The sequence below is a fragment of the Streptomyces sp. NPDC088766 genome (genome assembly GCF_044750845.1).
Taxonomy (GTDB): Bacteria; Actinomycetota; Actinomycetes; order Streptomycetales; family Streptomycetaceae; genus Streptomyces.
The window spans coordinates 1-10,900 of sequence record NZ_JBIVKQ010000052.1; the positions used below are offsets into that span (position 1 = coordinate 1).

The 10,900-nt window shown below is 74.0% G+C and carries 10 protein-coding genes; 5 read left to right on the forward strand and 5 right to left on the reverse strand.

The window, feature by feature from the left end:
* Positions 1 to 138: 138 nt before the first annotated feature.
* The 3 genes from ACIP5W_RS35550 to ACIP5W_RS35560 form a co-directional block, all read right to left on the reverse strand.
* Complete coding sequence (locus tag ACIP5W_RS35550; protein ID WP_401482192.1) at positions 139 to 594, reverse strand: DoxX family protein; 456 nt, start codon at positions 592 to 594, stop codon at positions 139 to 141.
* 275 nt (positions 595 to 869) lie between these two features.
* Positions 870 to 2,507: an alkaline phosphatase D family protein gene (locus ACIP5W_RS35555; RefSeq protein ID WP_401482194.1), complete on the reverse strand. Its 1,638-nt coding sequence runs from the start codon at positions 2,505 to 2,507 to the stop codon at positions 870 to 872.
* 77 nt (positions 2,508 to 2,584) lie between these two features.
* Positions 2,585 to 3,229 carry an HNH endonuclease family protein gene (locus tag ACIP5W_RS35560; RefSeq protein WP_401482209.1) on the reverse strand — a complete coding sequence of 215 codons (645 nt, stop codon included), beginning with the start codon at positions 3,227 to 3,229 and terminating at the stop codon, positions 2,585 to 2,587.
* A 421-nt stretch (positions 3,230 to 3,650) separates the two neighbouring features.
* On the opposite strand from ACIP5W_RS35560, the gene ACIP5W_RS35565 reads away from it, so the two are divergent.
* Together ACIP5W_RS35565 and ACIP5W_RS35570 are read left to right on the forward strand one after the other, a co-directional pair.
* Entirely contained in the window at positions 3,651 to 4,232 is a 582-nt protein-coding gene (locus ACIP5W_RS35565) for a TMEM165/GDT1 family protein (RefSeq protein ID WP_401482196.1), read from the forward strand.
* Positions 4,233 to 4,408: 176 nt separating this feature from the next.
* On the forward strand, positions 4,409 to 5,074 hold the full coding sequence (locus tag ACIP5W_RS35570) for an HAD-IA family hydrolase (RefSeq protein WP_401482198.1): 666 nt from the start codon (positions 4,409 to 4,411) through the stop codon (positions 5,072 to 5,074).
* 225 nt (positions 5,075 to 5,299) lie between these two features.
* On the opposite strand, the gene ACIP5W_RS35575 is transcribed toward ACIP5W_RS35570, so the two are convergent.
* Complete coding sequence (locus ACIP5W_RS35575) at positions 5,300 to 6,430, reverse strand: peptidoglycan-binding protein (protein WP_401482199.1); 1,131 nt, start codon at positions 6,428 to 6,430, stop codon at positions 5,300 to 5,302.
* 161 nt (positions 6,431 to 6,591) lie between these two features.
* On the opposite strand from ACIP5W_RS35575, the gene ACIP5W_RS35580 reads away from it, so the two are divergent.
* On the forward strand, positions 6,592 to 8,631 hold the full coding sequence (locus ACIP5W_RS35580; protein ID WP_401482201.1) for a DHA2 family efflux MFS transporter permease subunit: 2,040 nt from the start codon (positions 6,592 to 6,594) through the stop codon (positions 8,629 to 8,631).
* Here the strand turns inward: ACIP5W_RS35580 and ACIP5W_RS35585 are convergent.
* On the reverse strand, positions 8,624 to 9,175 hold the full coding sequence (locus tag ACIP5W_RS35585; RefSeq protein ID WP_401482203.1) for a GNAT family N-acetyltransferase: 552 nt from the start codon (positions 9,173 to 9,175) through the stop codon (positions 8,624 to 8,626). The genes ACIP5W_RS35580 and ACIP5W_RS35585 overlap by 8 nt on opposite strands.
* Positions 9,176 to 9,363: 188 nt before the next feature.
* On the opposite strand from ACIP5W_RS35585, the gene ACIP5W_RS35590 reads away from it, so the two are divergent.
* A complete protein-coding gene (locus ACIP5W_RS35590; protein WP_401482205.1) occupies positions 9,364 to 10,044 on the forward strand; it encodes a hypothetical protein in 681 nt (226 codons plus the stop codon).
* A 6-nt stretch (positions 10,045 to 10,050) separates the two neighbouring features.
* Positions 10,051 to 10,740 (forward strand): hypothetical protein, encoded by a 690-nt coding sequence (locus tag ACIP5W_RS35595; RefSeq protein WP_401482207.1) that lies wholly within the window; start codon positions 10,051 to 10,053, stop codon positions 10,738 to 10,740.
* The last annotated feature ends 160 nt before the right edge of the window (positions 10,741 to 10,900 follow it).

The window sequence follows — 10,900 nt, forward strand, 5'->3', positions numbered from 1 at the left end:
GGGGGGGTGCCTCGCTCGGCCTCGGGGCGGGGGGCGGGGGGGGGGGGTTGCCCGGGGGGGGGGGGGGGGGGCGCCCCCCGGGGGGGGGGGCCCGGGGGGGGGGCCCCCCCGCGCCCGGGGGCCGGGGTTCGCGCGAGGTCAGGCGGTGACGGTGGTCTGCTCGGTGGACGGCTCCCGGCCCGACGCCGTGCGCCGGGCGAACAGCCGGTCCGCGCCGAGTGCGCCGGAGCCGGTGAACACCAGGAGCAGGAAGGCCCAGCAGAACATGGCGGAGGCCTCGCCGCCGTTCTCTATCGGCCACAGGGCCGCCGACTGGTGGACGTCGAAGTACGCGTACGCCATCGAGCCCGAGGCGAGGAAGGCGGCGGCCCGGGTGCCGAGGCCGAGCAGCACCAGGCTGCCGCAGACCAGCTGGATCACGGCCGCGTACCAGCCGGGCCAGGTGCCGGCGTCGATGGTGCCGCCGTCGCTGCCGGCCGCTCCGCCGAGGACGCCGAAGAGCGAGGCGGCGCCGTGGCAGGCGAAGAGCAGTCCGACGACGATGCGGAACAGGCCGATCGCGTACGGCTGCGCGCTGTCGAGACGAGCGGACATGTGGGGGGTACTCCTTCGGTGTCGGACGTGCGGCCTGCCGTGGGGTGGGCGGGCCGCGTGGGGACGGCGGTACCGAACGAGTGACCTACGCTAGGCGGACCCCAGCAATGCTTGCAAGTTCAACATTTGGCCATGGCTTGGATCCTGCCGGTCGTGCCGTTTCCGGCACCGCCGCACCGTCGCACCGCCGCACCGCCGCACCGTCGCACCGCCGCACCGCCGCACCGCCGCACGGTGCCGGCCGGGCAATCCGTGCGCACTCGACCGCCGGTGGTTCACCACCCCTGCCGGGAGGTCAGTTCGGACTCCGTCACGAGGGCGAGCCCGTCGCCCTCGCGGGCCTGTTCCAGCCGCAGCCGGGCCGAGCGTCCCCGCAGCGTCAGCGTCATCAGCTGGTTGCCGAACCAGGGGCCACCGGTCCTGCGCCAGTCCACGGGCGGCCGCGGCGAGCGCCCGTGCCGCCGGAGGCGGCGCCCGAGCGCGCGGGCGAGGGCGCTCCACCCGAAGCGGAAACCCACGCGTATCGACAGCGGGATGGAGTTGTGGACCGGGGAGCAGGTCAGTTGCAGCACCCGCGCGTCGGGCGCGTCGCCGGGCCAGCGCGGCTCGGCCACGTACGCGTGGTGCACGTCCCCGGACAGCACGAGCACGCTCGCCGGCGCCTGCGGTCCCGTGCCCACCTCGGCCAGCAGCCCGGTCAGGGCGGCGAAGGACTCCGGGAACGCCGCCCAGTGCTCCAGGTCCGCCGCCCGCCGCACCTTCTCCCCGAACCGCGCCCAGCGCGGCCCGCGTTCACCCCGGCACAGGGCCGCGTTCCACGCCTCCGCGTCGTGCACCAGGTGCGGCAGCAGCCAGGGCAGCGAGGTGCCGAGCAGGAGATGGTCGTACGACCCCGGCGCGTCCAGGGCCTGTTCGCGCACCCAGGCGGCCTCGCCCGCGTCGAGCATCGAGCGCTCGTCCTCCTTCAGGACCCGGGCGGCCCGTGAGTCCACCATCAGCAGCCGCACCCGCCCGAAGTCGCGCCGGTAGCTCCAGCGCACCGAGGCGGGTTCACCGTCGGCCCGGCAGGCGAAGTCGCGCACGAGGCCGGTGGCGTCGGGGGCGTCCCGTACGGCCGCGTAGAGCGGGTCGGCGGCCAGGGCGGCGGGGGAGAGGTTCCCGAGGTGCTGGTACACCCAGTACGACATCAGGCCGCTCAGGATCCGCTCGCGCCACCAGTCGGTGGCCCGCATGTCGGCCACCCACGCGGCGGAGGTGTTCCAGTCGTCGATGACGTCGTGGTCGTCGAAGATCATGCAGCTGGGCACGGTGGACAGCAGCCAGCGGACCTCGGGGTCGCGCCAGGACTCGTCGTACAGCCAGGTGTACTCCTCGTAGTCGGCGACCTCGCCGCCCGGTGGTTCGTCCGCGTCGCGGCGGGCCGCGATGCGCTTCCTGGTGGCGTCCGAGGTCTCGTCGGCGTACACCTGGTCGCCGAGCAGCAGCAGGACGTCGGGCCGCTCGCCCTCCGGGTCGGCGGCGATCCGCTCGGCCAGGCTGTCCAGGGCGTCGGGTCCCACCGGGTCGTGCTCGTCGGCCGGGGGCGCCGCCCATCGGCAGGACCCGAAGGCCACCGTCACGTCCGCGCCGTCGGCCGGGGTGCGGATGGCCGAGGGCGGGAAGCGCGAGTCGGGGGGCGGCCACACGCGTGTGTCGTCGAGGAACACCTCGTACGGCGTGGCGGTGCCCGGCGTGAGGCCGGTGACCGGGATCAGGGCGTAGTGGTGGCCCGCCACCTGGAAGGTGCGGGCCGCGCCGCCGGAACCGTCCGCGCACCGCACCTCGGCGGAGCACGGGCGGCTCGCCTCGATCCAGACCGTCGCGGACGTGCCGTCGGCGTATCTCAGCAGGGGTCCCAGCCGCAGTCCGGCCACGTGATCGCCTCCTCCGTCGTCCCGTACGGTACGGAACGACGGAGGCGGACGGGGAGATCTCCGCACGGATTTCCGGATCAGCAGCTCGCGAGGTAGCCGGTGAGGGCGCTCTTCTCGGCGGAGTCCACGGAGAGGCCGTAGTAGTACTTCACCTGGACCCAGGCGCGGACGTACGTGCAGCGGTAGGCCGTGCGCGAGGGCATCCAGGTGGCGGGGTCCTGGTCGCCCTTGGCCTGGTTGACGTTGTCGGTGACCGCGATGAGCTGCGGGCGGGTGAGGTCGTTGGCGAAGGCCTGGCGGCGGGCGGTGGTCCAGCCGTCGGCGCCGGAGTCCCAGGCCTCGGCGAGCGGCACCAGGTGGTCGATGTCGAGGTCGGAGGCGGCGGTCCAGGTGGCGCCGTCGTACACGGAGTACCAGCTGCCGCTGGTGGCGGCGCAGGCGGAGTCCTGGACGACGTCGGTGCCGTCGCGCTTGAGGACGACCTCGCGGGTGTTGCAGGTGCCGGACTGGGTGATCCAGTGCGGGAACAGGTCGCGGTCGTAGCCGGTGCGGTCCTCGGCTGCCACGGTGAGCGAGGCGAGGTAGGTGCGGGCGGTGGCGGCGCTGACCGGGGTGGGGAGGGCGGCGGAGGCGCTCGGGGAGTTGAACAGGGTGACGGAGGCTGTCAGTCCGAAGAGCGCCGCGAGTATGCTGACCCGTCGACGCGCGTAGACCTTCGACATGCGTGACATGCGAACTCCCTTGAGGGGTGGGGGTGTTGCGGTGCGAGCGAGGGAATGCTCGCGGGGCCGCGTTGCGGGGAGGTGTGCGCGCGGTAAGAAGCTAGTGACGTGCACATGACACGACAAGGGGTGTGGCGGGACTTTCGGTCCGGCGGCCCTGCCCCGGGGGCCGGCGCGGGGGTCGCGTACTATGGACGGCGCAGAAGGGGAGTAGCTCTTCGCCGGACCGTCGACACACTGCTCAGCTCGTCTGAGCCGGCGCCCGGAGGCAGACCGTCGCGCGGTCGGCCAGCGAGACCTTCGGCAAGCAGTGCACCTCCGTGCCGTACGGCACGGACCAGACGTGTGCTGCCGTGCCGAGGCGTCCTGCGCGAAGGAAGCAGCACTCTCGGCGGGGCAGCCCCCGACCGATTGAGGACCCTTGATCAGCCTGACCGTGACGGCGCTCGTCTTCGGTGTCGTCTTCCTCGCCGAACTGCCGGACAAGACCGCCCTCGCCGGCCTCGTCCTCGGCACCCGCTACCGCGCCTCGTACGTCTTCGCCGGTGTCGCCGCGGCCTTCGCGCTGCACGTCACGCTCGCCGTCGCGGCCGGCAGCGTGCTGACCCTGCTGCCGCAGCAGATCGTGCACGTGCTCACCGGCGTGCTGTTCCTGGGCGGCGCGGCCGTGCTGCTGAGGAACAAGCACGAGGACGACGAGGAGATCCGCAAGCCCGAGAACCAGTCCTTCTGGAAGGTCTCGGGGGCCGGCTTCATGCTCATCCTCGTCGCCGAGTTCGGCGATCTGACGCAGATCATGACGGCCAACCTCGCCGCCCGCTACGACGACCCGCTCTCCGTCGGCCTCGGTGCGGTGCTGGCGCTGTGGTCGGTGGCCGGACTCGGCATCGTCGGCGGAAAGGCCCTGATGAAGCGGGTGCCGCTGAAGCTCATCACCAGGATCGCGGCGGCGCTGATGCTGGGCCTCGGCGTGTGGAGCCTGTGGGAGGCGGCCACCGGCTGAGCCCCGCGCGGAGCTGAACGGACGGTGAACCTTCCCGGGGTGGCTGGCGCAACGGCCCGACTGTTTTGTACCGTGGGGAAACAAAGTGGCTCCCGTCCGTTCTCCCTGACCGGCGGGCGGGGCCGCCTTGTTCTCCGCGTGCCCGCGCACGTGCCCGTCCGCACTGGGAGTCGCCGATGCCGGCCGCCGTGTCCACCACCGTCCTGACCGCCCGTGCCCTCCTCCTCGACATGGACGGCACCCTCGTGAACTCCGACGCCGTCGTGGAACGCGTCTGGCGGCGCTGGGCCGAGCGGCACGGGCTGGACGGCGACGAGGTCATGAAGGTCGTCCACGGCCGCCAGGGGTACGCGTCGATGGCCGTCCTGCTGCCCCACCGCCCCATGGAGCAGAACCTCGCCGACAACGCCCGGATGCTCGCGGAGGAGACCGCCGACCTGGACGGCGTCGTCCCCGTCCCCGGCGCCCCCGTCTTCCTGGCCTCCCTGCGCGGCGTCCCGCACGCCCTGGTCACCTCGGCGGACGCCCCCCTGTCGACGGCCCGCATGGCCGCGGCGGGCCTGCCCCTCCCGGATGTCCGCGTCACCGCGGAATCGGTGGGCGCGAGCAAGCCGGACCCCGAGGGCTTCCTGAAGGGCGCGGCCGAGCTGGGCGTGGACCCGGCGGAGTGCGTGGTGTTCGAGGACTCCGGGGCGGGGATCGCGGCGGCGCGCGCCGCGGGCATGCGGGTGGTGGGGGTCGGGCCGCGGGCGGTCGCGCACCGGCCGGACGCGGTGGTGCAGGACCTGAGGGGCGTGCGCGTGGAGGCGGCCGGGGGAGAGCTGCGGATCCACGTGGGGTGAGGCGGCGGATCCCGGCGGAGCGGTACGACGCGACCCGCGCGGGGCCGCTCGCCCGGGGAGAGCGAGGACGGCGCCCCGCACCGGCCGACGCGAGGGCCCGGGTCGCGACCCCCGACGACCCTCGCACCGACCCTCGTACGGGCGCCCGCACGGGCATCCGGACCGGTGCCCCGCCGAAGCCCGCACCGGCCCGCAGGCCGCGCGGCCGTGTCCGGCCGCCCGCCGTTACGGCTCCTTCGTCTCCGACTCCAGCCGCGCCCGGGTCGTCGCCCCGTACGTGCCCAGTTCGTCGCCCTGCACGCCCCGCGACCACTGGTAGTTGCGCAGGGCGCCCTCGACCCGGCTGCTGAACACCCCGTCCGCCTCGTCGTTGTAGAGGTACACCTGCCGCAGCCGCAACTGGAGTTCGGTCACCTCGGGTCCCTGGTCCCCGCGGCGCAGGACGGTCACTTCGCCGCCGTCGCCGTCGCCGTCGGCCCCGTTCCCCGGGGCCAGCGACGGCGTGGCCCGGGTGGCCGACGGGCTCGGGCTCGGCTCGGTGGTGCGGGAGGGCGACGGGGAGGCGCTCGACTCCGTCGCGGAAGGTGACGCGCTCGCGCTCCCGGAGGGCGACGGCGAGGCGCTCGACGCCGAGGGGGACGCCGAGCGGCTCGCGGACGGCGACGCCGGGGGCGCGCTGGTCGAGGTGTCGGGAACGGCCGCCCGTACCCCCTCGGGGGCGGCCTGGTCCCGGGTCGGCGGCTCGTAGGAGAACATCCCGCTCGCGAACCCGGCCGCGGCGATCACGACGACGGCGGCACCGGTGGACGCGATCAGCAGCGTGCGGCGCCGGCGCCCGCGCGGGGCCCCGTCGTCGTACGGGCCGCCCCCGGCCTCCCCGCCCGCCTCGAACAGGCTCAGGTCGGTGTCGCCGGGCGCGGAGCCGGAGGGCGCGAGCGGTGCCGGCACGGGAGCCGTGGCGGACGGGGGGACGGCCCGCAGGGGCATGGTCGCGTCGGGCGCGGCGAACCCGTCGGGCACGGCGGCCGTCGGCAACGGCATCGTCACGTCACCGGCCGCCGCCTCCCCGGCCCCGGAGCCAGAGCCGGAGCCGGCGTCGGACCCGGCCCCCGAGCCGGCTCCGGTTCCCCGCCCGAGTTCCACGTACGGCCGTATCCGCAGCGGGTCGAAGTCCTCCGCCGCCGCCGCTTCCGCCTCGCGGGTGTCGCGCAGGGCGTCGGAGGCCTGCCGCGCGCAGGCGCAGGACGGGGTGTTGTCCGCCGCCCGGAGCGCGCCGCACCGCGGACACGGATGCCCGTGCCGCTGCGGCTGCACCGGTTCCCCCGGCCGCCCCTGCCCGTCCGTCGGATCGTTCACCCGTTCGCCCCTCCCCATCCAAACTCCAAGGATTATGCAGATCATCTGCACAACCGGCTGCCGGGCACCCCCGGAATAAGAGGTTCCGGCGGGACTCGACAGGCCATAACGGGACACACCGATCACGATGGGAAGGTCCACGCGAGCCTCAGGAGGCAGCCATGGCCTTGGACGCACAGGCCCTGACGGGGGATGCCCGCCAGGAGCACGTGCCCGGGAACGTCCTCGTGTCGATCGGCGCGCTGCTGCTCGGCATGCTGCTCGCCGCCCTCGACCAGACGATCGTGTCGACGGCGCTGCCCACGATCGTCAGCGACCTGGGCGGCCTGAACCACCTCTCCTGGGTGGTCACGGCCTATCTGCTGGCATCGACCGCCGCGACCCCGCTGTGGGGCAAACTGGGCGACCAGTACGGGCGCAAGAAGCTGTTCCAGATCGCCATCGTGATCTTCCTGATCGGCTCGGCGCTGTGCGGGATGGCGCAGAACATGCCGCAGCTCATCGGCTTCCGCGCGCTCCAGGGCCTGGGCGGCGGCGGACTGATCGTGTTGTCGATGGCGATCGTCGGCGACATCGTCCCGCCGCGTGAACGCGGCCGTTACCAGGGCCTGTTCGGCGCCGTGTTCGGCACGACCAGCGTCCTCGGGCCCCTCCTGGGCGGCCTCTTCACCGAACATCTGAGCTGGCGCTGGGTCTTCTACGTCAACCTCCCGCTCGGTGTCGTCGCGCTCGGCGTCATCGCGGCCGTCCTGCACATCCCGCGCAAGGCGACGAAGCACGTCATCGACTACCTCGGCACCTTCCTCATCGCCTCGGTCGCCGCCTCCCTGGTGCTGGTGGCCTCCCTGGGCGGCACCACCTGGGCCTGGGGCTCGCCGCAGATCGTCGGACTCGCGGTGCTGGGCGTGGTCCTGGCCGTCGCGTTCGTGGCCGTGGAACGCAGGGCCGCGGAACCCGTCCTGCCGCTCAAACTGTTCCGCATCCGCACCTTCACGCTGTCCGCGGTGATCAGCTTCATCGTCGGCTTCGCGATGTTCGGTGCGATGACCTATCTGCCGACCTTCCTCCAGGTCGTCCAGGGCGTCTCGCCCACCCTGTCCGGCGTGCACATGCTGCCGATGGTCGCCGGTCTGCTCCTGGCGTCGACGGCGTCGGGGCAGATCGTCAGCCGCACCGGCCGCTGGAAGGTGTTCCCGGTCACCGGCACCGCCGTGACGACCGTCGGCCTGCTCCTGCTGCACCGGCTCGACGAGAACAGCTCCACGGCCGAGATGAGCGCCTTCTTCTTCGTCTTCGGCCTCGGGCTCGGCCTGGTGATGCAGGTCCTGGTCCTCATCGTGCAGAACGCCGTCTCCTACGAGGATCTCGGCGTCGCCACCTCCGGCGCGACCTTCTTCCGCTCCATCGGGGCCTCCTTCGGCGTCGCCATCTTCGGCACGGTCTTCACCAGCGGACTCGGCGACAAACTCGCGGACGCCTTCCGCGGCGTCGACCTCCCGCCCGCCGTGTCCCTCGACGCGCTGGAGGCCGACCCCCGCGTCATCGGCGACCTGCCGGCCGCACTGCGCCCGCCGGTCCTGCACGCCTACGCCTCGTCCATCACGGACGTCTTCCTGTACGCCGCCCCGGTCGCCGCCCTCGGCTTCCTCCTCGCCTGGTTCCTCAAGGAGGACCCGCTGCGTGCCTCGGTCACCGCGCCCGACGTCACGGAGACGCTGGCCAGCAACCCGGTCGAGCGCTCCTCGCACGACGAGGTCTGCCGGGCCCTGTCCGTCCTCGGCAGCCGCGAGGGCCGCCGCGAGATCTACCGGACGATCACCGAACGGGCCGGCTACGACCTGCTGCCCGCCGCGAGCTGGATGCTGCTGCGGATGAAGCGCAACGGCAGCGTCGAGCCGAGCAGGCTCGCCGAACGCGGACCCGTCCCGCTGCCCGTGATCCTGGAGGCCGTCCGGCAGATAGAGGAGCGCCGGCTCGCCGTGCGCGAGGGCCTCGACCTGGTGCCGACCGACGAGGGCCGCGAGGCCGCCGAACGTCTCTCCCGGGCCCGCGAGGAGTCGCTGGCCGAACTGCTCGGCGACTGGTGGGGCCCGGACCGCCCCACCGACCTGACGCAGCTGGTGAAGGAGCTGAACGACGAACTGTGCGGCTCCGACCGCGAACAGCCGCACGGGGAAAGCCCGGTGACCCGGTTCAGCTGAGGCGCCCGACACCGCCGGTGCCCGCGCCGCCGGCGCTCCCGCCGGTCAGGTCCTTGGCGAACCAGTGCTCGGCGTAGGGGTCGTCGTTGTGCGGGGCACCCTCCCGGTAGCCGCACCGGACGTACAGGGCGCGGGCCTCGACGAGGTCGCCCCGGGTGTCGAGGACCATCCGCCCGGCACCGAGCGCGCGGGCGGCCTCCTCGGCGGCCCCCAGGAGCAGCGGCCCGCCGCCCCTGCCCCGCGCCCCCGGCCGCACGAACACCCGCTTCAGCTCCGCCGTCGCCGCGTCCAGCAGCCGTACGCCCGCGCTCCCGGCCGGCTCACCGCCGTACCGGGCGACGAGCAGCCGTCCGCCCGGCGGCGCCAGATCGGCCCCGGTGCAAGCGGCGATCTCCCGCTCCAGCTCGGCCGGATCGGTCCGCCGGCCCTCGTGCAGCAGGTACCAGCGGTCGCTGACCTCGGTGTAGTACTCCCGCCACAGCGCGGCCGCGACGGGGGAGTCCACGGGTTCCGGGGCGACGGTCCAGGAGGTCATGCCGGTCATTCTCGGCAGCTCCCCCGCCGGGCGCGCAACCGGATTTGCGCGGCCTGGACGACGCGGGTCCCCTCCCTCTCCCCGCCTCTCCCGGCCGTCCGGCGCGCCCGGCACGACACGGATGCCGTTTGTCCGCCCCGGTCCGGGCAACCCGGACTGTGAGCCGGCCCGAGGGGCCGAAACACCGGAAGGCAACCATGTCCACAGGCGTGATCATCGCTCTGATCGTGATCGTGGCGGCCGTCCTCGCCGTCGCGGCCGTCCTGGCCGTACGGGCTCGAGGGTCGTCACACGGAGGACGGAGCCTGAAGCGCCGCTTCGGGCCCGAGTACGACCGGGCCGTGGCCCGGCACGGCGGGGACGTCAAGGCGGCCGAGCGGGAACTCGGCGGTCTGGTGGAGCGGCACGGCGGGCTGGAGGAACGGCCGTTGGAGCCCGCCGAGCGCGAGCGGTTCCAGGCCCGCTGGGCCGCGGCGCAGGAGCGCTTCGTCGACTCCCCGCGCGAGGCGGTCGCCGAGGCGGACCGGATCCTGTCCGAGGCCGCCGGCGCCCGCGGCTACCCGGACGGCGGGCAGTACGACGAGCAGGTCGCCGCGCTCGCCGTGCACCACGCCGACCACGTGCAGGGCTACCGGCACGTGCACCACGTCACCCGCTTCCACCAGGACGGCGGCGCGCGGGGCGGCGAGGCCCCCGGCACCGAGGACCTGCGGGCCGCCATGGTCGAGGCCCGCGCCCTCTTCGACGACCTGGTGGGCGAGGGCCGGCACCGGGCACCGACGACCCGGCCCACGCAGGACCGTCAGGCCGCGCGCCACGAGGGCGGCTCCGGGTTCCACCTGCCGGGCTTCCAGCGGCACCAGACCAAGGAGGGGTGAACAGGCATGGCCGACGTGACTTCCGGCGGCGAGTACCGCCGCACGGCACAGGAGCAGGAACAGCCTCGAGTCGTACCGCTGGGCGAGAGCCGGGGGTACGGCCAGGAGCCGGGACCGGAGCAGGGCCCGGCACAGGGGCGGGGCCGGGCACAGGGGCAGGGTCCGGGGGCGCAGAGCCCGGCGGCCGAGCCCGTCGAACCGGTCGCCGACCCGGCCCTCGACCCGGCCGTGGACCCGGTCACCGGCGGCCGGGACCCGCGTGCCGCCATGTCCGGCGGCATTCCGGCCGGGGCCGTCGAGGACAGCGGCGGCTTCGGCGCCTCCCGGGGCACCGGCGCCCCTCACGGTACCCACGACACTTCCCGGGGCACCGGCGCCGCTCATGGCGCCCACGACGCCGAGGGCACCTCGCTGCTCCCGCACGACGAGTGCGACAAGCTCTCCGAGCGGATGCGGCACGCGGTCGCCGGCTTCGTGGACCGGCCCCATGACGCGGTCGAGGAGGCCGACCAGGTCCTGGAGGAACTCGCCGCCCGCTTCACCGACGCCGTGAACAGCCGCCGCCGCACCCTGCGGGGCTCCTGGCAGCTCGCGGACGGCAAGAAGGGCGCGGTCGCCGGGACCGCCGACACCGAGCAGCTCCGGCTGGCCCTGCGGGACTACCGCGAGCTGACGGACCGGCTGCTGCACCTGTAACGGCTCGGGGCCCCGGGGTCTTTCGTCTGGATCAGGCCGTCCTCCGGCCTGATCCAGACGAAGGACCCTAGCTTGATCTTTAACCTGTGCGGCGTGGGCGCGGAGTGGTCGACTTCTTGGCCCGGGACGTAGTGGTGCCCGTCTTGCGGGGTGTGTGGAC